General features: G+C 68.4%; 21 protein-coding genes. 1 reads left to right on the top strand and 20 read right to left on the bottom strand.

The window, feature by feature from the left end; translation table 11 throughout:
- Position 1: 1 nt before the first annotated feature.
- From murC to dapF, 19 genes are all read right to left on the bottom strand, one after another.
- Complete coding sequence (gene murC, locus ACP2WS_RS05710) at positions 2–1420, bottom strand: UDP-N-acetylmuramate--L-alanine ligase (RefSeq protein WP_374492021.1); 1419 nt, start codon at positions 1418–1420, stop codon at positions 2–4.
- On the bottom strand, positions 1417–2490 hold the full coding sequence (gene murG, locus ACP2WS_RS05705) for an undecaprenyldiphospho-muramoylpentapeptide beta-N-acetylglucosaminyltransferase (protein WP_374492145.1): 1074 nt from the start codon (positions 2488–2490) through the stop codon (positions 1417–1419). Before murG ends, murC begins: the two co-directional genes overlap by 4 nt.
- Before the next feature lie 44 nt (positions 2491–2534).
- A complete protein-coding gene (gene ftsW / locus ACP2WS_RS05700; RefSeq protein WP_426459896.1) occupies positions 2535–3875 on the bottom strand; it encodes a putative lipid II flippase FtsW in 1341 nt (446 codons plus the stop codon).
- Positions 3872–5422 (bottom strand): Mur ligase family protein, encoded by a 1551-nt coding sequence (locus tag ACP2WS_RS05695; RefSeq protein ID WP_426459895.1) that lies wholly within the window; start codon positions 5420–5422, stop codon positions 3872–3874. The genes ftsW and ACP2WS_RS05695 overlap by 4 nt, the downstream gene beginning before the upstream one ends.
- Positions 5423–5434: 12 nt before the next feature.
- Positions 5435–6613 (bottom strand): phospho-N-acetylmuramoyl-pentapeptide-transferase, encoded by a 1179-nt coding sequence (gene mraY / locus ACP2WS_RS05690; RefSeq protein ID WP_374492024.1) that lies wholly within the window; start codon positions 6611–6613, stop codon positions 5435–5437.
- A complete protein-coding gene (locus tag ACP2WS_RS05685) occupies positions 6598–8016 on the bottom strand; it encodes a UDP-N-acetylmuramoyl-tripeptide--D-alanyl-D-alanine ligase (RefSeq protein WP_426459894.1) in 1419 nt (472 codons plus the stop codon). Before ACP2WS_RS05685 ends, mraY begins: the two co-directional genes overlap by 16 nt.
- Before the next feature lie 8 nt (positions 8017–8024).
- Positions 8025–9572 (bottom strand): UDP-N-acetylmuramoyl-L-alanyl-D-glutamate--2,6-diaminopimelate ligase, encoded by a 1548-nt coding sequence (locus tag ACP2WS_RS05680; protein WP_426459892.1) that lies wholly within the window; start codon positions 9570–9572, stop codon positions 8025–8027.
- Between the two features lie 8 nt (positions 9573–9580).
- Entirely contained in the window at positions 9581–11422 is a 1842-nt protein-coding gene (locus ACP2WS_RS05675; protein ID WP_426459891.1) for a peptidoglycan D,D-transpeptidase FtsI family protein, read from the bottom strand.
- Complete coding sequence (gene ftsL / locus ACP2WS_RS05670) at positions 11419–11769, bottom strand: cell division protein FtsL (RefSeq protein WP_374492028.1); 351 nt, start codon at positions 11767–11769, stop codon at positions 11419–11421. The genes ACP2WS_RS05675 and ftsL overlap by 4 nt, the downstream gene beginning before the upstream one ends.
- On the bottom strand, positions 11766–12686 hold the full coding sequence (rsmH, locus tag ACP2WS_RS05665; protein WP_426459890.1) for a 16S rRNA (cytosine(1402)-N(4))-methyltransferase RsmH: 921 nt from the start codon (positions 12684–12686) through the stop codon (positions 11766–11768). The genes ftsL and rsmH overlap by 4 nt, the downstream gene beginning before the upstream one ends.
- Before the next feature lie 13 nt (positions 12687–12699).
- Positions 12700–13134: a division/cell wall cluster transcriptional repressor MraZ gene (locus tag ACP2WS_RS05660; RefSeq protein ID WP_374492030.1), complete on the bottom strand. Its 435-nt coding sequence runs from the start codon at positions 13132–13134 to the stop codon at positions 12700–12702.
- A gap of 335 nt (positions 13135–13469) precedes the next feature.
- Complete coding sequence (gene hslU / locus ACP2WS_RS05655; protein WP_426459889.1) at positions 13470–14804, bottom strand: ATP-dependent protease ATPase subunit HslU; 1335 nt, start codon at positions 14802–14804, stop codon at positions 13470–13472.
- Between the two features lie 107 nt (positions 14805–14911).
- Positions 14912–15457: an ATP-dependent protease subunit HslV gene (hslV, locus tag ACP2WS_RS05650; RefSeq protein WP_374492032.1), complete on the bottom strand. Its 546-nt coding sequence runs from the start codon at positions 15455–15457 to the stop codon at positions 14912–14914.
- A gap of 171 nt (positions 15458–15628) precedes the next feature.
- A complete protein-coding gene (locus ACP2WS_RS05645) occupies positions 15629–17575 on the bottom strand; it encodes a hypothetical protein (RefSeq protein ID WP_426459888.1) in 1947 nt (648 codons plus the stop codon).
- A gap of 59 nt (positions 17576–17634) precedes the next feature.
- Positions 17635–18111 carry an RNA polymerase-binding protein DksA gene (dksA, locus tag ACP2WS_RS05640; RefSeq protein WP_374492034.1) on the bottom strand — a complete coding sequence of 159 codons (477 nt, stop codon included), beginning with the start codon at positions 18109–18111 and terminating at the stop codon, positions 17635–17637.
- Positions 18112–18521: 410 nt separating this feature from the next.
- Positions 18522–19673 (bottom strand): CobW family GTP-binding protein, encoded by a 1152-nt coding sequence (locus ACP2WS_RS05635; RefSeq protein WP_426459887.1) that lies wholly within the window; start codon positions 19671–19673, stop codon positions 18522–18524.
- A gap of 163 nt (positions 19674–19836) precedes the next feature.
- Positions 19837–20829, bottom strand: coding sequence for a tyrosine recombinase XerC (locus tag ACP2WS_RS05630; RefSeq protein WP_426459886.1), 993 nt, complete (start codon positions 20827–20829; stop codon positions 19837–19839).
- Positions 20826–21566 (bottom strand): DUF484 family protein, encoded by a 741-nt coding sequence (locus ACP2WS_RS05625; RefSeq protein ID WP_426459885.1) that lies wholly within the window; start codon positions 21564–21566, stop codon positions 20826–20828. Before ACP2WS_RS05625 ends, ACP2WS_RS05630 begins: the two co-directional genes overlap by 4 nt.
- 65 nt (positions 21567–21631) lie before the next feature.
- Positions 21632–22540, bottom strand: coding sequence for a diaminopimelate epimerase (gene dapF / locus ACP2WS_RS05620; RefSeq protein WP_426459884.1), 909 nt, complete (start codon positions 22538–22540; stop codon positions 21632–21634).
- Between the two features lie 117 nt (positions 22541–22657).
- Here dapF and ACP2WS_RS05615 point away from each other — a divergent pair, with 117 nt between their 5' ends.
- Positions 22658–24352: an MBL fold metallo-hydrolase gene (locus ACP2WS_RS05615; RefSeq protein ID WP_426459883.1), complete on the top strand. Its 1695-nt coding sequence runs from the start codon at positions 22658–22660 to the stop codon at positions 24350–24352.
- A 32-nt stretch (positions 24353–24384) separates the two neighbouring features.
- Here the strand turns inward: ACP2WS_RS05615 and ACP2WS_RS05610 are convergent, their stop codons facing one another.
- Positions 24385–25332, bottom strand: coding sequence for a ChbG/HpnK family deacetylase (locus ACP2WS_RS05610; RefSeq protein ID WP_426459882.1), 948 nt, complete (start codon positions 25330–25332; stop codon positions 24385–24387).
- Between the last annotated feature and the right edge of the window lie 51 nt (positions 25333–25383).

The raw sequence follows: 25383 nt of genomic DNA, 5'->3' as shown, positions 1-25383 counted from the left end.
ATCAGGCTGCCTTTTCTTCATTGAGTGCCACGAGACGGGCCGGCACGCTGCCGATGGAGCCCGCTCCCATGCAGAGCACCACGTCGCCATCGCGCGCCACGCGGCGGATGGTGTCGGGCATGTCGGCGATGTGCTCGACGAACACCGGCTCGACCTGCCCCGCGACCCGCAGGCCCCGCATGAGCGCCCGGCCGTCGGCGGCCACGATGGGCTCCTCGCCTGCGGCGTAGACATCGGCCAGCAGCACCATGTCGGCCTGCCCGAGCACCTTGAGGAAGTCTTCGAAGCAGTCCCGGGTCCGGGTGTAGCGGTGCGGCTGGAACGCCAGCACGAGGCGGCGCCCCGGGTAGGCTCCGCGCGCAGCGGCAATGGTGGCAGCCATTTCGACCGGGTGATGGCCGTAGTCGTCGATGACGAGGAAGCTGCCCCCGTCGCTGCTGGCCAGCGGGCCGTAGTGCTGGAAGCGGCGCCCCACCCCCTTGAACTCGGCCAGCGCCTTGAGCAGGGCGGCATCGGGAATCGCGAGCGCATGGGCCACGCCGATGGCCGCGAGCGCATTGAGCACGTTGTGCACGCCCGCCAGGTTGAGGCGCACGTCGAGATCGGGGGCATAGGAGGTGCCGTCCTCGTTGCGGCGCAGCACGGTGAAGTGCATCTGGCTGCCCTCGGCACGCACGTTGATGGCGCGGATATGGGCATCGACCGCCATGCCGTAGGTGGTGACGGGGCAGGTCACCTGGGGCACGATCTCGCGCACGGCCGGGCTGTCGATGCACAGCATGGCGCGTCCGTAGAACGGCATGCGGTGCAGGAAGTCGACGAAGGCCTTCTTGAGGTTGGCGAAGCTGTGCCCGTAGGTGTCCATGTGGTCGGCGTCGATGTTGGTGACGACGGCCATGATGGGCGAGAGGTTGAGGAAGGAGGCGTCGGACTCGTCGGCCTCGGCCACGATGTAGTCGCCGCTGCCCAGGCGCGCATTGGCGCCCGCACTGTTGAGGCGGCCACCGATGACGAAGGTGGGGTCGAGCCCGGCCTCGGCCAGCACGCTGGCCACCAGGCTGGTGGTGGTGGTCTTGCCGTGGGTGCCGGCGATGGCGATGCCCTTGCGCAGCCGCATGAGTTCGGCAAGCATGATGGCACGGGGCACCACCGGCACGCGGCGCTCGCGGGCTGCCACGACTTCGGGGTTGTCGGCCTTGACCGCCGTGGAGGTGACCACGGCATCGGCTCCGGCAATGTGCTCGGCCGCATGGCCCACATAGGTGTGGATGCCCAGCGAAGCCAGGCGGCGCGTGGTGGCGTTGTCCGCCAGGTCGGAACCGGAGACGGTGTAGCCGAGGTTGAGCAGCACTTCGGCAATGCCGCTCATGCCCGAGCCCCCGATCCCCACGAAGTGAATGTGCTTGACGGCGTGTTTCATGCAGTGAGCTCCTCGCAGGCAGCCACCACGCAATCGGTGGCATGCAGTTTTTCCATGTTCTTGGCCTTCTGGGCCCGCTCCAGCAGCTGGTCGCGGGTCACGTCTGTCAGAAATCCGGCCAGCCACTCGGGCGTGAGCCGGTCCTGGGGCACCAGCCAGCCCCCGCCCTGATCCACGAGATAGCGGGCGTTGGTGGTCTGGTGGTCATCCACCGCGTGCGGAAACGGCACGAAGACGGCCGCTGCGCCCACGGCAGCAATTTCGGTCACGGTGCTTGCCCCGGCACGGCAGACGATCACGTCGGCCTCGGCATAGGCCTGGGCCGTGTCGTCGATGAAGGGCAGCAGCGCCGCCTCGACGCCGGCAGCCTCATAGGCAGCACGCAGCGCGTCGATCTGCCGGGCGCCGCTCTGGTGCGCCACCAGCGGACGGTGGGCTGCATCGATGCGCGCGAGCGCGAGCGGCACGGTGTCGTTGAGAGCCTTGGCGCCCAGGCTGCCCCCGACCACCAGCAGCTTGAGCGGCCCGGTGCGACCGGCAAAGCGCGCGGCAGGAGCCGGCTGGTGCAGGAACGGCTCGCGCAGGGGGTTGCCCACCCACTGCACCTTGCCCTGCCGCCCTTCGGGGGCGGAAGCCGTGGCCGCAAGCACATCAGGGAACGCTGTGAACACGCGCCGTGCCACCCGCGCCAGCAGGCGGTTGGCCATGCCGGGAACGGAATTCTGCTCGTGCAGCACCACCGGCGTGCCCTGCAGGGCGGCGGCCACGCCGGCCGGCGCCGTGATGTAGCCTCCGAGGCCGATAACCACGTCGGGCCGGACGCGGCGCAGCACGGCACGGCTTGCCGAGATGGCGTGCAGCAGCCGCAGGGGCAGGCGCAGCAGCGTGCCCAGACCCTTGCCCCGCACGCCGCCGAAGGCGACGGTTTCAAAGGCAAATCCGCGCGCGGGCACGAGCCGGCTTTCCATGCTGTCGGGGCCACCGAGCCAGTGCACGGTCCAGCCGCGTGCGCGCAGCGCTTCGGCGACGGCGAGGCCCGGAAAGATATGCCCGCCGGTGCCGCCGGCCATGACCAGCGCCGTGCGCGTCCGGGCGGGGGAAGGTACGGGTGCGTTCACACGGCACCTCCTTTCATGAGGGTGCGGTTTTCATAGTCGATGCGCAGCACCACCGCGAGCGCGATGAGGTTCATGAGCACGGCCGAGCCGCCATAGCTCATGAGCGGCAGCGTCAGTCCCTTGGTGGGCAGCGCGCCGAGGTTCACGCCGATGTTGATGAGGGCCTGGAAGCCCATCCAGAGCCCGACGCCCTGGGCCACCAGTCCGGCGAAGGTGCGGTCGAGCGCGATGGCCTGCCGCCCGATCTCCACGATGCGGCGCGTGAGCCAGAAGAACACCACGATCAGGAACACGATGCCCACGAACCCGAATTCCTCGCCGATCACGGCCATCAGAAAGTCGGTGTGTGCCTCGGGCAGCCAGTGCAGCTTCTCGACGCTGCTGCCCAGGCCGCGCCCGAACAGCTCGCCCCGCCCCACGGCGATGAGGGCGTGCGAGAGCTGGTAGCCCTTGCCCATGGCGTGGTCGAGCGACCAGGGGTCAAGATAGGCAAACACCCGCTCGCGTCGCCAGGGAGAGGTGGCGATCATGAGCGCGAACACCCCGACAAGGATGGCCGCGATCAGGAAGAACATGCGGGCATTGACGCCCCCGAGAAAGAGGATGCCCATGGCCACCACGGCGATCACGAGAAAGGCTCCCATGTCCGGCTCGGCCAGCAGCAGCACGCCCACGATGCCCACGGCGAAGGCCATGGGCGCCACGGCCCGCACGAAGCGCTCCACATCCCCCATGTGCCGCTCGCGCTCCTGCACGTCCATCTTGCGGCGGATGTAGTCGGCCGCATACATCAGGACCGAGAACTTGGCGAGCTCGGAAGGCTGGAAATTCATGATGCCGAGGGCGATCCAGCGCCGTGCGCCGTTCACCCCCTTGCCGATGCCCGGCACCAGCACGGCGACAAGCAGCAGGATCGAAACCAGAAACAGCCAGGGTGCCCACTTCTCCCAGACGCTCATGGGCACCTGGAACGCCAGCAGCGCCGCCACCGTGCCCATGAGCAGCGAGAACATGTGGCGCGACAGGAAGTGCGTGGAGGTGTAGTTGGCAAAGCGCGGGTTGTCCGGCATGGCAATGGAGGCCGAGTAGACCATGACCATTCCCCAGAGCAGCAGGCCCACGATCACCCACAGCAGCGCGGCGTCGATGCCGAGCCGCGACACCGACAGGTGCGTGGTGCGGCTGCGTCCGTAGCCGGCCTCGGGCATGCGCACGGGAATGCCGTCCTGGTCGCGGTGGAGATGGCCGAACGGCAGCTCGTGGGGCCAGAGCTGGCGCAGGCGCTCCTTGACGCGCGAACCGAGAGAGGCAGCTTGCCCGGGCGCAGCGGTGGTCATGCCACTCCCTCCAGCGGAGTGCCGGCCGCCTCGGCCTGCACCGCCACGGCGGCACGGAAGACCTCGGCGCGCTGGGCGTAGCCCGTGAACATGTCGAAACTCGCACAGGCAGGCGACAGCAGCACGGCGTCGCCGGGCTGGGCCGCTGCTGCGGCCTCGGCCACGGCAGCGGGCATGTCGGCCGCATGCCGCAGCGGCACGCCGCAGTCGCGCAGGGCTGCCTCGATGATCGGCGCATCACGCCCGAGCAGCACCACGGCCCGGCAGGTCCGCCGCACGGCAGGAGCCAGAGGCGAAAAGTCCTGCCCCTTGCCCAGCCCGCCCAGAATCACGACCAGCCGCCGATCGGCACCGAGTCCGCCCAGAGCAGCCAGCGTGGCTCCCACGTTGGTGCCCTTGCTGTCGTCGAAGTACTCGACCTCGCCGATCATGCCGACCGGCTCGACGCGATGGGGCTCCCCCCGGTACTCGCGCAGGCCGAACAGCATGGGGGCGAGCTCTGCCCCCGCCAGAGTGGCCAGTGCCAGGGCCGCGAGCGCGTTGCAGGCGTTGTGCCGTCCCCGGATGCGCAGCGCATCGGCGGGCATGAGGCGCTGCATGCGCAGCTCGACCTCGGCGGACTGCGGGGCACCGGCCCGGCCACGCCGCGGCGTGCCGGCCTCTTCGGCGGCCTCGGCACGCACCAGCCACACCATGCCGTTGACCTCTTCGAGCCCCCAGTCGCCCGGGCGCCGTGGCAGATCGGCCCCGAAGCTGCACCAGGCACGCGCGGGCGCGGCCCCCTTGCCGGAAACCGCAGGCACGAGCTGCGGCAGCAGGCCCATGACGAGCGGATCGTCCCGATTGAGCACGGCCGCCCCGGCGTGGCCGAACACATGGGCCTTGGCCTGTGTGTAGGCCTCCATGCTGCCGTGCCAGTCGAGGTGGTCCTGCGTGATGTTGAGAATGGTGGCGGCCGTGGGCTCGAACCGGGTGCAGTCGTTGAGCTGGAAGCTCGACAGTTCCAGCACCCACGCCTGCGGCAGCGCCTGCGCGTCGAGCGCGGCGGCCAGGGTATCGAGCAGGCTGGGGCCGATGTTGCCGGCCATGCCCACCGTGAAGCCTGCGCGTTCGAGCAGCTGGCTGGTGAGCGAGGTGACGGTGGTCTTGCCGTTGGTGCCGGTGATGCCGATCACCCGGGGGGCATAGCCCTGCTGCTCGTCGAGCAGGCGCAGGGCCTGTGCGAACAGGTCGAGCTCACCGCCCACCCACAGCCCCTGCGCACGGGCAGGATCGACCACGGGGGCGGCGACGGCGGGCGACAGGCCCGGGCTCACGAACACCGCGCGGGCTCCCGTGGAAGCCAGCAGCGCAGCATCGAAGGCTCCGGCCATGAACTGCACCTCCGGCAGCTCGGCGCGCAGGCGCTCCAGATGGGGCGGTGCCTCGCGGCTGTCGGCCACGGTGACCCGTGCACCCACCCGCGCGCACCAGCGCGCCATGGCAAGGCCCGAGATGCCCAGGCCGAGCACGAGCACCGGTTGTTGATCGAGGGTATGGCCCTGCATGGCGTTCTTCCCTTATCTCAGCTTGAGTGTGGACAGGCCGGCGAGGCACAGCAGCATGGTGATGATCCAGAAGCGGACCACCACCTGCGTCTCACGCCAGCCCTTTTTCTCGAAATGGTGGTGCAGCGGCGCCATCTTGAAGAGCCGCTGCCCCACGCCGTAGCGTTTCTTGGTGTACTTGAAGTAGCCCACCTGCAGCATCACCGAGAGCGCCTCGACGACGAAGATGCCGCCCATGATCCCGAGCACGATCTCCTGCCGCACGATGACTGCGATGGTGCCGAGCGCCCCGCCGAGCGCGAGCGCGCCCACATCGCCCATGAAGACCTGGGCCGGATGGGTGTTGAACCACAGGAAGGCCAGCCCCGCGCCCATCATGGCCGCGCAGAACACCAGCAGCTCGCCCGAGCCCGGGATGTAGGGGAAGAACAGGTAGGTCGAATACAGCTTGCTGCCGGTGACGTAGGCAAAGACGCCAAGCGCCGAGCCCACCATGACCACGGGCATGATGGCGAGCCCGTCGAGCCCGTCGGTGAGGTTGACGGCATTGCTCGCGCCGACGATGACGAAGAAGGTGAGCGCCACGAAGCCCCAGACTCCAAGGGGGTAGCTCACCTCCTTGAAGAAGGGCACCATGAGGCCCGCCTTGGGTGGCAGGTCGATGGCAAAGCCCGAACGCACCCAGTCGATCACGAGCTGGAGCACGCGCGCGTTGCTGGTCTCGGAAATGCTGAACACCAGGTACAGCGCCGCCGCCAGCCCGATGATCGACTGCCACATGAACTTTTCGCGGGAGGGCATGCCCTCGGGGTCCTTGTGCACGACCTTGCGCCAGTCATCGGCCCAGCCGATGGCCCCGAAGCCGAAGGTGACGACCATCACAATCCACACGAAGCGGTTGCTCCACTCGAACCACAGCAGCGTGGACAGGGCAATCGACAGCAGGATGAGCACCCCGCCCATGGTCGGGGTGCCCGACTTGGAGAGGTGTGTCTCCATGGCGTAGCCGCGCACCGGCTGGCCGATCTTGAGCTCGCGCAGCTTGCGGATCACCCAGGGCCCGGAGAGCAGGCCCATGATCAGCGAGGTCATGGCGGCCATGACGGCGCGGAAGGTGAGGTACTGGAACACCCGCAGAAAACCGAACTGCGGGTAGTGCTCCATGAGCCATTGGGTCAGTGCAGGCAGCATGGGGCATCCTTGTGCTGGGCAGGTTGATCGAAGACGGCGAGCACGCGCTCCATGCGCATGAAGCGGGAGCCCTTGACGAGCACGCTCGCGCAGCCGGGCAGCAGCCCACGAAGCGCGTCGAGCAGCACGGACAGTCCTGCCTCGGCATCGTCGCCACAGGCGCGGGCTCCGGGGCAGGCGGCTGCCGCATGGCGCGCCAGGGCGCCGAGCGTGAGCACGTGGTCGATGCCCCTGGTGGCCGCATAGGCGCCGATCTCGGCATGGAAGGCCGGCCCCTGATCGCCCACTTCCCCCATGTCGCCGAGCACGAGCACGCGCGGCCCGGGCAGCTCGGCGAGCACGTCGATGGCGGCGCGCACCGAATCGGGGTTGGCATTGTAGGTGTCGTCCACCACGGTGAGCGCGTGCCCGCCGAAGCGGGCCGCCACCACCCGCGAGCGGCCCTGCACGGCAGCGAAGCCGTCAAGCCCGGCCGCAATCGCGGACAGCGGCACACCGGCAGCCAGCGCACAGGCCGTGGCGGCCAGCGCATTGCGCACGTTGTGGCGTCCCGCCACCTGCAGGCGGAAGTGCAGCGGCCCCTGCGGCGTGGCCGCACGGACCTGCCAGGCCGCGTCCTGCCAGACAGCCTCGACGGCGTGCACATCGGCACCGCTCGCCGCGTCGGCCGCGAAGGTCAGGCTGCGGTGGGCACCCGCCAGTGTCTTCCAGATGCCGGTATAGGGTTCGTCGGCCGGATAGACCGCCACGCCGTCGGCAGGCAGTGCGGCGATCGATTCGCCGTTCTCGCGGGCCACGGCCTCGACCGTGCCCATGAATTCCTGGTGCTCGCGCTGGGCATTGTTGACCAGTGCCACGGTGGGCTGCGCCATGGCGGCAAGCACCGCCATTTCGCCGGGGTGGTTCATGCCCAGCTCGACCACCGCCAGCCGGTGGGACGGACGCAGCCGCAGCAGCGTGAGCGGCACACCGATGTCGTTGTTGAGATTGCCCTGCGTGGCCAGCGCCGCCTCGCCCGCAGCCGCATGCAGGATGCTGGCGATCATCTGGGTGGTGGTGGTCTTGCCGTTGCTGCCGGTGACGGCGATGAGCGGCAGAACGAACTGGCGGCGCCAGCCAGCGGCCAGCTCGCCAAGGGCGCGGCGGCTGTCGGCCACCTCGATGCCCTGCCAGCCCAGCGCAGCCAGGTGGGGACGCTCGCACAGGGCGGCCGTGGCCCCGGCCGCGCGGGCCTGCGCCAGAAAATCATGCGCATCGAAGCGCTCGCCCCGCAGTGCGACGAACAGGTCGCCCGGCTGCAGGGTGCGTGTGTCGGTATGCACACGGTCGACCGTGACGGCACCATCGCCCACCACGGTGGCGTCGGACAGCCATTGGGCCGCCTGGGCCAGTGTCATATGCATGGGCGTGTTCATGCGACGCCCTCCGCGCGGGCCGCAGCCCGGTTCTGCAGTGCCATGCGCACGTGCTCCTGATCCTTGAACGGGGTGCGTACCCCGTGTATTTCCTGATAATCCTCGTGTCCCTTGCCGGCCACGAGCACCACGTCGGCACGGTCGGCTCCGGCGATGGCGAGGGCAATGGCGCGGGCGCGATCGACCTCGACGCGGGCCTGTGCAGGCGCGGCCAGACCGGCCACCACCTGTGCCACGATGCGCTCGGGGGCCTCGCTGCGCGGGTTGTCGCTGGTAACGACCACACGGTCGGCCTGGCGCTCGGCAGCCTGTGCCATGAGCGGCCGCTTGACCGGATCGCGGTCCCCTCCGCAGCCGAACACGCACCACAGGCGCCCTCCGCGCTGGCGGGCGAGCGGGCGCAGGGCTTCGAGGGCTTTGTCGATCGCATCGGGCGTGTGGGCAAAGTCCACGGCCACGAGCGGCTGCCCGGGCAGGGTGAGACATTCCATGCGGCCCGGCACCGGCAGCAGTCCTTCGCAGGCCCGTGCCGCCTCGGCCAGCGGCACGCCCAGGGCGCGCAGCGTGCCCAGCACCCCAAGCAGATTGGAGACGTTGTACTGTCCGATGGTGGCCGTGGACATGGAGGCGGTGCCCCCCCCGGCCTCGGTCACCTCGAACGCCAGCCCGTGGTCGCCATAGCGCACGCCGCTGGCCTGCAGACGCGCCGGGGCCACCCCAGCCGCCGGCGGCAGGCACGACAGGGTCCAGAGGTCGAGTGCCCCTCCCTGCAGTTCCTGCGCCAGCAGGGTGCCATGGACATCATCGAGATTGACCACCGCAGCCTGCAGGCCGGGCCAGTCGAACAGGGCCCGCTTGGCCTGCCAGTAGGCTTCCATGGTGCCGTGGTAGTCCAGATGGTCCTGCGTGAAGTTGGTGAACACCGCCACGCGGATCGCCGTGCCGTCGAGCCGATGCTCGGCAATGCCGATGGAGGAAGCCTCCATCACGCAGGCCCCCAGTCCCTCGTCGACGAAATGGTGCAGCTCGCGCTGCAGCAGCACGGGGTCGGGAGTGGTCATGCCGGTATAGCGCAGCTCGGCCTGCCCACCCACGAAGCGGCCCACGCCCAGGGTGCCCACGAGGCCACAGCCCCGGGCACCATGCGAGAGGGCCTGGGCCAGCCACCAGGCGCTGGTGGTCTTGCCATTGGTGCCGGTCACGGCCACCACGTCGAGCCGACGCGAGGGCGTGTCGTAGAACGCGGCAGCGATCGGGCCCGTGGCAGACTTGAGTCCGGCATAGGCCGCCACACGCCCTGCTGCGACATCCGCCGCTGCAGGGCGGGCGAAGTCGAAGGCATCCATGCCATCGGCCTCGACCAGGCAGGCCGCCGCTCCGTGCTCCAGCGCGGCCAGCACGTGCACGCGCGCATCATGGGCGGCGCCGGGCCAGGCCACGAACAGGTCGCCCGCTTCCAGCCTGCGGCTGTCCGTCTGCAGGCGGCTGCCGTGCGCGCGCAGCCAGGCGGCGGCTTCGGCCGGGGTACTCAGAAGGGGCAGCATCGGGGTGCTCACAGGGATTCCTCCGGTTCATCGGTGATGACGCCGGGACGCACCGACATGTCGGGCTGCACGCCCAGGATGCGCAGGGTCTGCTGCACCACGTCACTGAACACGGGCGCCGCCGTGAGGCCCCCGTAGATGCTGCTCTTGGGTTCGTCGATCATCACGCCCACCACGATGCGGGGAGCCTCGATCGGCGCGATGCCCACGAAGGAGCCACGGTAGCGGCTGGTCGAATAGCGGGTGCCGTCGAGCTTGCGCGCCGTCCCGGTCTTGCCGCCGACCGAATAGCCCACGGTCTGGGCCTGCTGGGCCGTGCCGCCGGGCAGGGTCACGAGGTGCAGGGTGTGCAGGATCTCCCGCGCCACGGCCGGGCTGTAGACACGCACGCCACGCGACTTGTCGACGGGATGGAGGCGGCCGCTGGCGTCGGCCATGTTGTCCTGCACCAGCGTGATGGGCATCATCACGCCGTCATGGGCAAACACGCTGTAGGCACGCGCCATCTGGAACAGGCTGGCAGACAGCCCGTAGCCATAGGCCATGGTGGCCTTCTCGATTGGACGCCAGGCCTTCCAGGGCCGCACGCGGCCCCGTCCGATGCCGGGGAACGGCAGGTCGGGCTTCTGGCCCAGACCCATGTTCATGAAGTTGTCCCACATGTCGTGGGCTTCGAGGCGCTCGGAAATCTTGACCGTGCCCACGTTGCTCGACTTCTGCACCACGCCCTCGACGGTCAGGGTGCCGTAGTTGTGGGTGTCGCCGATGGTGGCACCGGCGATGGTCAGACGCCCCGGGCTGGTCTCGATGATGGTGTTGGGGGTGACCTTGCGCTCCTGCAGGGCCAGGGCCACCGTCAGCGGCTTGATGATGGAGCCGGGCTCGTAGGTATCGGTGAGCGCGCGGTTGCGCAGCTGCTCACCGGTGAGGTCGCGCCGGTCGTTGGGATCGTAGCTCGGATAGTTGGCGAGCGCCAGGATCTCGCCCGTGCGCACGTCGAGCACCACCACGCTGCCTCCCTTGGCATCCTGCGCCTTGACGGCATCCCGCAGCTTCTGCCAGGCAAAGTACTGGATCTTGCTGTCGATGGTGAGACGGATGTCCCTGCCGTCGACCGGGGGCACCTGCTCGCCCACGCCCTCGATCACGCGCCCCAGGCGGTCGCGGATGACGCGGCGCGATCCGGGCTTGCCGGCAAGCTGCTGGTCGAAGGTGCGCTCGATCCCCTCCTGACCCTTGTCTTCCACGTCGGTGAAGCCCACGATGTGCGAGACCGCCTCGCCCTCGGGGTACTGGCGGCGGTATTCCTTGCGATGGTCGATGCCCTTGATGCCCAGGGCTGCGATCTGCTCGGCCACCCCTTCGTCGACCTGACGCTTCACGTACACGAAGTTCTTGGCGCTGCCGAGCCGGGTGCCGAGCTCCTGGTCGCTCATGCCCAGCAGCTGCGCCATGCGGTGCAGCTTGGCGGCATCGCCCTCGCGGTCGATTTCGGACGGAAAGGCGAAGATGCTCTGCGCCGGCACGCTCGACGCCAGGATGAGCCCATTGCGGTCCAGGATGCGCCCGCGGTTGGCCGGCATCTCGATGGTACGGGCATAGCGCACCTGCCCCTGCCGCAGGAAGAAGGCGTTGTCGAAGATCTGGACATAGGCCGCACGCGCCACCAGCCCGGTGAACCCGAACGCCAGCCCGGCCACCAGCAGGCGGCTGCGCCATACGGGGGTGCGGCTGGTGAGCAGCGGATTGACCCCCACGGCGTTGTCGCGCACTCCCTTGGCACTGGTGACGCCCTTGAGGCTCTTCTGCAGGGCCTTTTCGTGGCGCTCCTGACGGGTGATCCACTTCATGGTGCCACCCTCCGGCCTGCTGCGGCCACGGGTGCGGAGGCAGTGCCTTCGGTTGCCACCGGCGTGCTGACCTTGACCTCGCCATCACGCACGGTCACGTACTGGGTGATGTCGGGCGTGGATTCCCGCATGCCGAGCTGGTCATGGGCAATGCCCTGCACCCGCAGGGCGGCCGTCTGGGCGCGTTTTTCCACCTCCAGCGTATCGCGCTCGGTTTCGAGCTTGCGCGCCGAGGTCTGCGCCTTGTCGAGCGCAGTGTAGAGCGTGCGCGACTCGTAGCGCAGATGCACCAGATAGAACGCGCTGCCGAGCACAGCCGCCAGCAGAAGCAGAACCAGCCGCATCATGCAGGCACCTCGGTGCGGACGGCGCAGCGCAGGATGGCGCTGCGCGAGCGCGGATTGCCAGCCACCTCGTCGGCGGTGGGGCGCACGCGCTGCACGTCCGTGAGGGGCATGGGAGCGGGCGCGGTGGCAAAGGCCGCCGGCAGGCGCCGGTCATACACCTCGCGCGAATGCTGCACCATGAACTGCTTGACGATGCGGTCCTCCAGCGAATGGAAGCTGATGACCACCAGCGTGCCTCCGGGACGCAGGATGCGCAGGGTGTGCTTCAGGGTCTGCTGCAGGTCTTCCAGTTCGGCGTTGATAAAAATCCGAAATGCCTGAAAGGTGCGCGTGGCGGGGTCCTGCCCCGGCTCGCGGGTCCGGACCGCACCAGCCACGAGCTGCGCGAGCTCCGCGGTGCTGGCAAGAGGGCCGAGCTCCTGTCGGCGAGCCACAATCGCCTTTGCAATCTGCCCAGCAAACCGCTCTTCTCCGTAGTCACGAATCACCTCCGCAATCTGGTCCGTTTCCGCACTTTCGAGCCAATCGGCCACGCTCTCGCCGCGCGTGGGGTCCATGCGCATGTCGAGGGGCCCGTCGTTGCGGAAGGAAAATCCCCGGGCCGGGTTGTCGATCTGGGGGGAACTCACACCCAGATCGAGCAGCACGCCATCGACGCTGGCTGCGGGCAGCTCGGCCATGGCGGTGAAACTGGCATGCCGGATCGAGAACCGCTCGTCCTCGATCGCGTGGGCGCTGGCGATGGCCTCGGGGTCCTTGTCGAAGGCGATCAGGCGACCGTCGCTGTCGAGCTCCTCCAGGATGGCGCGGCTGTGCCCGCCCCGGCCAAAGGTGCCGTCCACGTAGGTGCCATGGGGGTCGTGCACGAGGGCGTCGACCGCCTCCCGCAGCATGACTGTGGTGTGCTTCCAGCTCACTTCCTCAGACCTTTCAGAACACGAAATCCTGCAAGGCATCCGGCAGCGGCTGCTGACGGGCCTGGGCCTCCTTGGCCGCATACAGTGCCTTGTCCCAGAGCTCGAAGTGGCTGCCGTTGCCCAGAAGCAGGGCTTCGCGCCCCATCATGGCCGCCTCGCGCAGCTCGGGCGACAGCAGGATGCGCCCGGTGGCGCCATCCATGTCGAGTGCCACGGCATTGCCGAGCACGATGCGCTTCTGCCAGGCGGCAGAGGCAGGCCACTGGGCCACCCGCGTGCGGAACTGCACCCATTCGGACTCCGGAAAGAGCAGCAGGCAGTCTTCCTGGAAATGCCGGGTGATGTGCAGCTGGCCCTGGGCAGCATCCATCAGGTCGGCGCGGTACTTGGTAGGTATCGCAATCCGGCCTTTGGCATCCACCGAGAGGGACGAGGCGCCTTCGAACACGCTGGGGTTTCCTGGAAAAACAGTCTGGACGTAAGGGAAAGGGCAGTTTTTACCACCATTCCCCACTTTTCGACACTGTAGCAGGAAACAATCTGCTTCACAAACCGGCGCTTAGATGTTTTTCGAATGAAATCAAGCAGTTAGCATCCATCCTGAAGGCTTGTGAACCCAAAAAACCTTCAAAAATAACAACTTAAATTGTCCTATGGATGTAATGCTTGAGCGTGAACGTCCCGTGCCGGCATGCACTGCAGCACGAATTGATGCAAAAGTGCACACCTGTTCGCCCGCATCCCGGCTCAGGAGAAGGGCCGGAATGCCATCCGGCCCCGGCCTCAGAGGATGAAACGGGAGAGATCCTCGTTCTGGCTGAGCGCGCCCAGACGCTCCTGGACATAGGCGGCGTCGATGGTCAGCGTCTGCCCCTGGCGCTGTGCGGCATCGAAGCTCACCTCGTCGAGCAGGCGCTCCATCACGGTGGCCAGGCGGCGGGCACCGATGTCCTCGGTGCGTTCGTTGACATCGGCGGCGATGCGCGCAAGGCAGGTGATGGCCTCGGGTGCGAACTCCAGCGTCACCCCTTCCGTGGCGAGAAGGGCCTGGTACTGCTTGATGAGCGAGGCCTGGGTCTGGGTGAGAATGGCCTCGAAATCGGCCTCCGACAGGCTCTGCAGCTCCACGCGAATGGGAAAGCGCCCCTGCAGCTCCGGGATCAGGTCGCTCGGCTTGGAGAGGTGAAAGGCCCCCGAAGCGACGAACAGAATGTGGTCGGTGCGGATCATGCCGTGCTTGGTGTGCACCGTGGTGCCCTCGACCAGCGGCAGCAGGTCGCGCTGTACCCCCTGGCGCGAGACGTCGGCCCCGCTGCGCTCGGCGCTGCCGGCCACCTTGTCGATCTCGTCGAGGAAGACGATGCCGTTCTGCTCGGCATTGTCCACGGCCTGGGCACGGATCTCCTCTTCATTGACGAGCTTGGCCGCTTCTTCGTCGACGAGCTGGCGCAGGGCATCGGCGATGCGCACCCGGCGCGTGCGGCGACGCTCCTGCCCCATCGAGCCGAGGATGCCGCGCAGCTGCTCGGTCATCTCCTCCATGCCGGCGGGCCCCATGACCTGCATGGTGGGGGCTGCGTCGGCGAGGTCGATCTCGATCTCCTTGTCATCGAGCTGGCCTTCGCGCAGCTTCTTGCGGAAAGCCTGGCGGGTGGCGCTGTCTCCGGACGGAGTGGCGATCGGTTCGCCCGAGGCGGAACGGGCCGGCGGCAGGAGGGCATCGAGAATGCGCTCTTCGGCGGCGTCCTCGGCCCGCACACGCATGCGGCGCATGGCCGCCTCGCGGGTCTGCTTGACCGAGACTTCGACCAGATCGCGGATGATGGAGTCGACATCCTTGCCCACATAGCCGACCTCGGTGAATTTGGTGGCCTCGACCTTGATGAAGGGCGCATCGGCCAGCCGGGCCAGGCGACGGGCAATCTCGGTCTTGCCGACACCGGTCGGGCCGATCATGAGAATGTTCTTGGGCGTGATCTCGGCGCGCAGGCTGGCGTCGACCTGCTGGCGCCGCCAGCGGTTGCGCATGGCGATGGCCACGGCACGCTTGGCTGCGTTCTGGCCCACGATGTGGCGGTCGAGTTCGGAAACGATTTCCTGGGGAGTCATGGACGACATGGCATACGGGCGCCACGGGGCGCAGAAAAGAATCGGAAAAGCGTCAGCCCGCCTCCCCTGCCCCGCGCCAAAGTGCGCAGATCAGGCAGGAACCGGGCGGCGGGGACTCAGAGCACCTCGATGGTGTGGTGCATGTTGGTGTAGATGCACAGCTCGCCCGCGATGGCGAGCGACTTGCGCACCACTTCCTCGGCGGACAGATCGGTATGATCGAGCAGCGCCTTGGCGGCCGACTGGGCATAGGCGCCGCCCGACCCGATGGCCACGATGCCGTGCTCGGGTTCGAGCACATCGCCATTGCCGGTGATGATGTAGGACGAGGTGCGGTCGGCCACGGCGAGCATGGCTTCGAGCTTGCGCAGCACGCGATCGGTACGCCATTCCTTGGTCAGCTCCACGGCGGCGCGGGCCAGATTGCCCTGGTACTTGTCGAGTTTGGCCTCGAAGCGCTCGAAGAGCGTGAAGGCATCGGCCGTGGCGCCGGCAAACCCGGCCAGCACCTGCCCATGATGCAGCTTGCGCACCTTGCGGGCCGTGCCCTTGACGACGATGTGGCCCAGGGTGACCTGGCCGTCCCCACCGATGGCGACCTGCACGCCTTCGGGCGTCTGGCGCCGGACACTCAGAATGGTGGTTCCGTGAAATTGTTCCATGCGGCTCGGGCGCGGCATCGGCTGCCGCGCACTGAAAAAGAAGACAGTTCCGGCAGATGGGGGCAGCTGCAGCCATTGCAAGACAGGATGTCTCACCCGCAAGACACGCCGACACTGTGCCACGCCCCGGTGCAGCGTCGCGCGACAGGACGCTCGCCCCCTTCGGTCGCTTCAGTCGCGCCGCAGTTCGACCTGCGCTTGGCCGGTGATGCCCATGATGCGCCAGAACACGGCCACGAGCCGCTGCACCTGGATGAAGCGGATCGCCCCGTCTTCGGGCTTGCGCACGAGCAGCCAGGCGAGGAGTTCGGCTGCAGCCGCATAGTCCATGCGTTCCAGGGCGCTGCAGTCGATGGTGCAGCCCTGAGAGCCGACGGATTCCTGCAGAACCTGCAGCAGGGGCTGGATGCTGCCGGTAAAGGCTCCCTTCCACTCGAACGGGTGGGCCAGCTGACCCTTGCTCACCCCCTGGGGCGGCAGGCTGCTCGCGGGAGAGGCGGTGGGGGCCGGCACGGCACCCGCCATCTGCCAGTCGATGGCATCCGCATCGACATAGGTGCAGCGGGCAGGCGTCCACGAAGGCGGGGATTCCTCCAGGGCGATGCAGTAGTCGAGCGCCTGGGCATCGAAGGCTTCCTGCGCGCCGGTGATGCGGAGCAGCTCCAGACGCAGCATCCAGCTCAGGCTCTGGGTGGTGCGGTCTGCTGCGGCGCAGCCCTGCTCCAGGTGCTGCTCCAGCTGCGGCAGTCCCCACATCACCAGCCGCATGCGGCGCCCTGCAAGCTCGCGCAGGACCACCAGCAGCACCGGCAGGGCCATGGGCGTCAGGGCCTGCAGTCCGCGCCAGTCGATCAGGGCATCGGCGTCGGCTGCCAGCACCTGCTGCAGGGACAGCAGGTCGGGCACATCGATGGTGGCCGGTGCCTTCCAGCAGGCGTGCCCGGAGAGCTCCTGGGCAATGCGGGTCACGCCCATGAAGAACGTGGTGCCGCCGATCTGGCTCAGCCACGGATCGTCACCGGCATACTGGGGCGCGGAGCGGCCGAAGCGCTGCACCAGCTCCAGGCAGGTGGCATCGAACTTTTCCTCCTGTGCGGTGGCGCGGTAGAGATCGAGAAGCGCGAGCAGGGCGTCGGGCTCCTCGTCGGCAATGGCACTGGTTCCGCCCTGCCCCTGCGGCAGTTGTGCCACCAGATCGCGCAGGCGGGTTTCCGCTGCCCCATCCTGCCCCTGCGAGAAGAGGATGGCAGGCTCGTTGAGGGTGTCGCTGAGGGCATCGACCCGCGTGATGGCACGGGGCTCGCCGCCGGCGAGGTCTTCGAGCGGAAGAGCCTGCAGGGCTTCGTCGAAGCGGCTGTCGGAGGCCACTTCGTCCATGCGGCTGTCGCCCACGGGAACGGGCTCATCAATGAGGGGGATCCCAAGGTCCATCGAGGGGATGCTCTGGATCAGGCCCGGCTGGGTATCGGGGGCCAGTTCCGAATCGATCGAGGCGCCACTGCCTTCCGGGTTGCCGGTGCCCTGGATGGAATGGAAGGCATCGGGCGCGGCCGGCTTGCGCACCGAAGTGACCGACGGACTCCCTGCAGGCACGTCCACGGTCTCGAAGGGCACCATCGAATCATCGCCCCCTGTCAAACTGGGTCTCAGATCGACCTTGTCTTCGATCATGATCTGGGTCTTGAGGGTGCTGTCGGGCGGTGGTACGGAGAGGGGACCGTTCTTGTTCCACCACTGGTCGGTCATCTGCTGTTCGATGCTGTTGATCTGGCTCACATCGAAGTTGCTGCTCTCGGGCGTGTCCGTCGCTGCCCCACTGGACGAGGGACGCAGCAGCAGCGTGCTGTTGAGGTCGGCTCCCGGCTGGGCCGCCTCGGTCCCGCCGGAACGCAGCTGTCGCAGGGCGTTGAATTCGCGCTCGCGCACCTTGCGGTTGTAGCGGCGCCGCTGGCGGTGAAGCTGGGCCAGCTCCTCGGCGGTGATTTCCTCGGCGCCGGCTGTGGCTCCGGCCGCATCGGCGGCCGGGAGGGTATCGAGTGCCTTCCAGTCCGTCGTGGGGTTGGCCACGAAACGGGCAAGCTTGTTGAAGAAGGGAAGCTTTTCTGCGGGCTGCGACATGGGTGTATCAGGATCGGTGTGGACATCCCCCCGCCCGCGAACGGCGGCGCAGCGGGGAATCAGTCTCCAAACATTTTCTGCTTGAGTTCGCGGCGCTGCTGGGCTTCGAGCGACAGGGTGGCCGTGGGGCGCGCCAGCAGGCGGCCGATGCCGATGGGCTCGCCCGTCTCGGTGCAGTAGCCGTAGTCGCCCGAATCGATCTGGGCGATGGACTGATCGATCTTCTTGAGCAGCTTGCGCTCGCGGTCACGGGTGCGCAGTTCGAGAGCGTGCTCTTCCTCGATGGTGGCACGGTCGGCCGGGTCGGGCACGACCACGGCATCCTGACGCAGGTGCTCGGCGGTGGCGCCGGCGTTGTTCAGAATGTCGGCACGCAGCTGCTGCAGGCGGTGGCGGAAGAACGCGAGCTGCACATCGTTCATGTACTCGGACTCGGGCATGGCCAGCACTTCGGCATCGGAGAGCTCCTGGGGCGGCTTCTTCTTCCAGTTGTTGGCCAGTTTGGTGTCTTTCTTGGGAGTAGTCGCGGCGGTCATGTCGGTCTGGGTCGTATCAAGGAAAAAAGGATGCACGCGCACACGGCGCAGCGGCGGTTTCCATGCCCCGGACAGGCGGGCACGATCCTGGAACGAACATTCGGGCAGATGACGGATTCCCTGGCTGCTCTCTGTCCCCGAAAAGGAGGATGGAAAGGCACGAAGAAATCCGCAGGGCTCCCCTGAAAGTCCGGACGCCATGGACCGCCATCTGGACGGTTCACGATCGACGCGAAGTTCTCAATTTACCCTCGTTCGCTCTCGGGAAGCGCACGGATTGTAGGTGTTTTGTCGCAGAAAAGGGAATTTTTTACGCTTGCTCCCGCTGCCGCACCGCCCCGTTCAAGGGAGCGGTGCGCGGCCGGACGGGCAGTCGCTTCAGGAAACGGGGCCACGCGCGCCGCGTCTCGTCAGACGCAGCACTGGTCGAGGCCCTGTTCCAGAATTTCGCGCGGAAGGTCGACGCCGATGAACACCATCTTGCTGGAGCGCGGCTCGTCCTTGCCCCACTCGGGGCCCAGGTCGCTGCCCATGAGCTGGTGCACGCCCTGGAAGATCACCTTGCGGCTGGTGCCCTTCATGTCGAGCACGCCCTTGTAGCGGTACATCTTGGGGCCGTAGATCTGGACGATGGCTCCGAGGAAGTCTTCGAGCTTGACGGGATCGAAGGGGCGCGTGGCACGGTAGACGAAGCTCTTGACGTCGTCGTCGAAATGGTGGTGATGGGCATGGTGGTTGCAGGCTTCGCCCTCGGCATGGTGATGATCGCAGTCGGCTGCATGCGACTCGTGGTCGTGCGCCTCGTGGTCATGGTCATGGCCGCAGCACGCGCCGTGGTCATGACCATGGTCGTGCCCGCAGCAGCTGTCATGGGCATGGTCGTGCGCGTGGTCATGGGGCTCTTCCTCGGCGAGGAAGTCGGGGTCGAGGTCCAGCGTGGAATTGAGGTTGAAGCCGCGCAGGTCGAGCACATCGCCCAGAGGGACCTGGCCAAAATGCACGATCTTCTGGGTGGCGCGGGGGTTCATGGCGTGCAGGCGTTCCTGCAGGGCTCGCAGGTCGTCCTTGCTCACGAGGTCGGCCTTGCTGATGAAGATCTGGTCGGCAAACCCGACCTGCCGCTGCGCTTCGAGGCGCTCGTCGAGCTGCTGCATGGCGTGCTTGGCATCGACGAGGGTGATGATGGAGTCGAGCAGGTAGTTCTCGGCGATCTCGTCGTCCATGAAGAAGGTCTGGGCCACCGGGCCGGGGTCGGCGACGCCGGTGGTTTCGATGATGACGCGGTCGAACTTGACCATGTCCTTGCGGCGCTTGGCGGCCAGGAGCTGCAGAGTGTTGCGCAAGTCCTCGCGGATGGTGCAGCACACGCAGCCGTTGCTCATCTGGATGATCTGCTCGTTGGTGTCGGAGACGAGGATGTCGTTGTCGATGTTCTCGGCGCCGAACTCGTTCTCGATGACGGCGATTTTCTGGCCATGGGCCTCGGTGAGCACGCGCTTGAGCAGTGTGGTCTTGCCGGCGCCCAGGAAGCCGGTAACGATGGTGGCGGGAATGAGTGCCATGGAAATGGAGTCCTGAAAAAAAGCTGCAATGCCCGACGCCTGGATGCACGCACGGATGCGCACCACCCGATGCGGGAGACTGCCGGGTACATGGGGGCGCGTGCCGGTTTTTCCAGCACGGGCGGGCGCCCGCTCTTGCGGGGGGGCAGCCGGCCGGAACGGGTCAGGAACCGGATTTCTTGCCGTGAGCCCGGGGATGCGCCGCATCGTACACCTTGGCCAGATGCTGGAAATCGAGCCGGGTGTAAATCTGGGTGGTGCCGATGTGGGCATGGCCGAGCAGCTCCTGCACGGCACGCAGGTCGCCGCTGGACTGAAGCAGGTGGCTGGCGAAGCTGTGGCGCAGCATGTGCGGGTGCACGGGTGCATCGAGCCCGGCGGCACGGCTGCGGGCCTGGAGGCGCTGCCACACCGACTGGGGGGTCAGCCGGGTGCCCCGGCGCCCGATGAGCAGGGCGGGCGTGGCGCGGGCCACGGGCAGCAGGGCCCGTGCGGCGAGCCACGGCTTCAGGGCTTCGAGCTCCTGGTGGCCGAGCGGCACGGTGCGCCACTTGCCGCCCTTGCCGAGCACGTGCACCTCGGCGGCATCGAGATCGCACCAGCCACGGGCCTCCGGGCCGGGGTGGATGTCGAGTCCGACGAGCTCGCTCACTCGCAGGCCGCTGCCGTAAAGGAGCTCGACCAGGCAGCGGTCGCGCAGCTCCAGCCAGGCGGCATCGGGGTGGCGGGAATCGGGGGGGACATTGCCGCGATGGTCGGCAAGCCGCATGGCGTCGTCGACGGACAGGGCCTTGGGCAGGGGCTTGCCGGCGCGGGGAGCACGCACGTCCTGCACGGGGTTGTGGGCAATGAGACGTTCCTGCACCAGCCAGCGGTAGAAGCCGCGCCAGCCCGAGAGGATGCGGGCCAGTCCGCGCGGGCTGTAGCCGGCGCTGCGCAGCGTGGCCAGCCAGCGGCGCACGTGGGCCGTCTGCACGGCGTCCAGCGTGAGGCCCGCCCCGGCTGCCTGGGCCTGCAGGCGCGCGAGGTCTTCACCGTAGAGGGTGACGGTGCGCGCCGCCAGCCGCTTGCCCGAGCGCACATGCTCCAGATAGCGCAGCACCAGAGGGTCGGGCGCTGGCGACGCGGGGGCAGGAACGGCTGCAGAATCGGTCATGCCGGGGTGTTGGGAACGGGATCGGCCAGGGAATCGCGAAGGACGGGCGGCTCGATCATCAGGCGCGAGAGTGCGGCGCTGGCCAGCTCCCCGATGCGTTCGAGAAAGTCGGTGGCCATGTCGTCCTGATAGCGCTGCGAATCGGGCGAAGCCAGCACCAGAAGGCCGAAGGCAGGCGCCGTGGACTTGCCGGCCGGACGCAGCGGAATGAGGGCCAGCGAGGCCGCCTGGGTGGGTTCCGGCAGCCACTTGACGGCTTCCACGCCCACATGCATGCCGCAGTAGGGCGAGGTGAGAGACGAGGCAAAGCTGCGCGAATCGCCGCTCACGCCCTGGGTGAAGGGCAGGCCGGCATAGGGGCTGGCCACGTTCCAGACGCGCAGGGCTGCCTGCGGCACGCGGAAGTCGTCGATCATGGCCGCACAGATGGCTTCGGGCAGGGCAGCGGGGTCGTGTTCGAGCAGGAGCTGGACCGTCCAGTCGAGCAGGCGGTTGGTGGTGATGCTGTTGTCGCTGCCGTGGCGGATCATGTCCACGAGGCGGTGTTCGAGCACCTTGATCTTCTCGCGCAGCATCTCGGCCTGCCGTTCCTGCAGGTTGACCACCCGGCGGCCGTGGGAGCTGCCGAGCTGCACGGCAGCGAGCAGCTCGGCGTTGCGCTCGAAGAAGCCCGGGTTCTGGATGAGGTATTCGGCAATGTCGCGCTCGGTCAGGGGCGCCAGTTCATGAGGTTGCATGGAGTCGGGGAAGACAGTGGAGGAAGCCTGTCGGCGCCGCACACCGGGCGGCCGACGGGCTGGATTCAGGCGGCAGGAATGCCGGGGAGCTGCGGCGGATGCTCCGGCAGGTCGATCTCGCCGTGGAACACGGTGGTGGCCGGGCCCGTCATGCGCACCGGCGTACCGGCGCCCTGCCATTCGATGTACAGGGTGCCGCCCAGGGCATCGACCTGCACGCGGGAGGCAAGCAGGCCCTCGCGGATGCCGGCCACCACGGCGGCACAGGCCCCCGTGCCGCAGGCCAGGGTCTCGCCCGAGCCGCGTTCGTAGACGCGCAGCCGGATATGGCCGCGATCGAGGATCTGCATGAAGCCCACGTTGACACTTGCGGGAAAGGCCGGCAGGGCCTGGATGGCGGCGCCCAGCCGATGCACGGGGGCGGCCATCACGTCCGGCACCACGAGCACGGCATGGGGGTTGCCCATGGACACCAGCGCCACCTCGACCGGGGCGCCGGCCTGGGCTTCGGCATCGACCAGAGGCAGAAGCCACAGCGTGGCCTCGCCCTGCTGCCGGCTGGGCAGGGTGCCCGGCTCGAAGGGCAGCGCAGGCAGGTCGAACACGGGCGCGCCCATGTCCACGGTGACCTCGCCATCGGGCAGGGCATGCAGCACGATGGTGCCGCGGCGCACCTGCACGGTGATGGTGTCCCTGTCGGTGAGGCCCTGCTCGCGCACGAAGCGCACAAAGCAGCGCGCGCCGTTGCCGCAGTGCTCGACCTCGCCGCCGTCCGCGTTGTGGATGACGTAGGCAAAATCGGCGCCCTCCCCGACGGGGGGGCGCACGGACAGGATCTGGTCCGCACCGACACCGAAGCGCCGATCGGCCAGGAAACGGTAATGCTCGGGCTGCAGGCCAAGCGGGGCGCGGGTCTCGTCCAGCACCACGAAGTCGTTGCCTGCCCCCTGCATCTTGGTAAAGGGTATGCGCATGGGGGCATTATGACAAAATGACCCCGCCCGGGCAGGCCCGCCATGCCCCCTGCCCCCGGTGCAATCCGGCATGGCCCGGTTGCCCGACGTGCTGGCGCCCGCTGCCGTTTTCTGCCCATGCCCCGTTCCAGCCAGCTGCTCCACCCTCCCCTTTCCACCGTCACGCCCCGCCTTGCGGCCACCGTGCTGCTGTTCCGTGACGGGCCGGATGGCCCCGAGGTGCTGATGACCCGCCGCTCGGGACAGGCCGGATTCGCAGCCAGCCTATATGTCTTTCCCGGCGGTGCGGTGGAAAGCGCCGACGAGGCGGCCAGCGAAGCCCCCGATGGGGCCCGCTTCCGCGACGACCAGCAGGGCGAGGCCCGGGTCTGGGCCCTGGCGGCACTGCGCGAGAGCTACGAGGAAGTGGGGGTGCTGCTGGCCCACCGCGCCGACGGCTCGCCCGCCACGCAGGCGGATGTCACGGCGCTCGAAGCCGCCATCGGCCGGCGCAGCGATGCCGCCACCTTCCATGCCGCCTGCGTCTCGCTGGGGCTGCACCCAGCCGCTGATGCGGTGCGCGTGCTCGCACGCTGGCTGGCGCCCCTGGATCTGCCCAAGCGCTTCGACACCCCGTTTCTGGTGGCGCGCATGCCCCGTGACCAGACCCCGCACGCCGACGCCCACGAGCAGGTCGACATCCGCTGGGTCCGCCCGGCCGAGGCCGTGGCACTGCATGCGCAGGGGCAGTTCCCGATGATGTTCCCCACGGTCCGCACGCTGGAGCGCCTGGCGGCGCAGCCGTCGGTGGATGCGGTGCTCGACGCCTGTGCCGCTGGCCACCCTCTGTGGCAATACTGCCCGCGCGGCGCCCTGGATGCGGCTGGACACGAGGTGCGGCTGGTCAACGAGGATCTCGCCTACGGGGAGCTGGGGCTGGTGACGCCCTACGGGCAGGTAGCCCACAGCATCGTCTGGCAGCATGAACACCCGGTGCCCCTGCTGCGCAACGTGCAGCGGCTGACGGCGCCCAACGCCGGCGTGATGACCGGCCCCGGCACCAACACCTACCTGGTGGGCACGGCCGCGAGCGGGTTTGCGGTGATCGACCCGGGGCCCGCTGACGGCGAGCACCTGGGCCGCATCCTGGCAGCCACGGGCGGCGATGTGCGCTTCATCGTGTGCACCCATTCGCATCCGGATCACAGCCCCGGTGCCTTTGTGCTGCAGACACTGAGCGCGGCGCGTGCCGGCGCTCACCACCGTCCCCCGGTGCTGGGGCTGCACCACGGCCCCCACGCCCGGCTCGACAGCCACTTCGTGCCCGACGAGGAGCTGGCCGACGGCGCCGCACTGGTGCTGTACGAACCCGACGGCACCTCCCACACCCTGACGGCGCTGCACACCCCGGGGCACACGGCCAACCACGTGTGTCTGGCGCTGGAGGAAGATGGCCTGCTGTTCAGCGGCGACCACATCCTCAATGGCAGCACCACCATCGTCGATCCGCCCGATGGGGCCATGGGGGACTACCTCGCCTCGCTCGAACGGCTCGACGCGGCCTGCGTCCGCCACGGGCTGGAATTCATCCTGCCCGCGCACGGCTATGCCATGCAGCACGCCCGGGCCGTCATCGCAGGGCTGCGGGCGCACCGCCTGGCCCGCGAGGCTCGGGTGCTCGCCGCCATGCAGGGTTCGCCCTCCGGCTCGCTCGACGACTGGGTGGCCCATGCCTACTCCGACACGCCCTCCACGCTGTGGCCGCTGGCACGCCGCTCGCTGCTCGCGCATGTGGAACACCTGCGCATGACCGGACGGGCACCTTCGGCCTGACACGCGCAGAGCCCGCAGAGCGGGCGACAGGTTCAGATGCGCGTATGGATGTCGGCCTCTTCGGGCTCGGCCGCCGGCGCATCGAGCGCGGCGCGCAAGGCCGCGTGCTCGCGCAGCCAGGGCGACAGGGGAGCGAGCCGAATGTGCTCCCGCGACAGCAGCTCGCCCATCCAGTCGGAGGCGAGCACATGGAACTCGACCACCCGGGCCGTGGCGATGGGATCGGCCGGCACGGCATCCACGGCAGGATGGCACATCAGCACATCCCCCGCCTCGGCATGCACGAGCCAGTCGCGCAGCAGGCGCTGGTAGGCGTCCACGCCGCCCGAGAAGTCGTACACCCCGGCCAGCGCATGGCTCATGGGAAAGCCCTGCCGCCGCGCCATGGCCTGCAGCGGCACCGACCCGAGTGCCGCGATCACCCAGGCCTTGAACCGGTTGCCCACCCCTCCGCTGGGGGTCGCCAGCGGCTGGGTGTGGCGCAGCCAGGGCCGCTCGCCAGGCGCGTAGTGCATGGCGAGCACCTCCAGGAGCGCATCGCGCACCTGCGGCAGCTGATGCACATGCTGGTGGCCATCCACATACGCCGGCGGCCGGCGCAGGGTGGACTCGAAGGCGTCGAGCTGCCGCGCGATCTCGCGCCGCAGCAGGCGGCCATCGAGCCGGGCGCCGTAGCTGGCCAGAATCAGTTGGCGCAGCGGCCGGCGCGGCAGGAGGCCGGGGCGTGTCTGCGGTTCGGTGAGGTCGAGATGCAGCCCCACGTCGAGCGTGGCCGCAGGCACCTGGCGCAGCGCGGCCGCGCCCTCGGTCCATGCCACGCCGTCGACCATGGCGCTGGTGGCCCCGATCCGGCCCCGATCCACGAGCGCCAGCACCGCCTGGTTGATGGCGGGATGCAGCCCAAAATCGTCGACGCACAGGCACACCCTGCGCGACACAGGCATCGAATCGGGGAAAAGGGGCTGGGCAGAAGCAGTCATGCAGGCAAATCGGCGGGCGGTACTGCGGCCCATTGTGGCACGGGCTGCCGG

The organism is Brachymonas moutaii (nom. illeg.), assembly GCF_049977365.1.
GTDB lineage: Bacteria > Pseudomonadota > Gammaproteobacteria > Burkholderiales > Burkholderiaceae_C > Brachymonas.
This window is presented reverse-complemented; position numbering and strand designations above follow the sequence as displayed.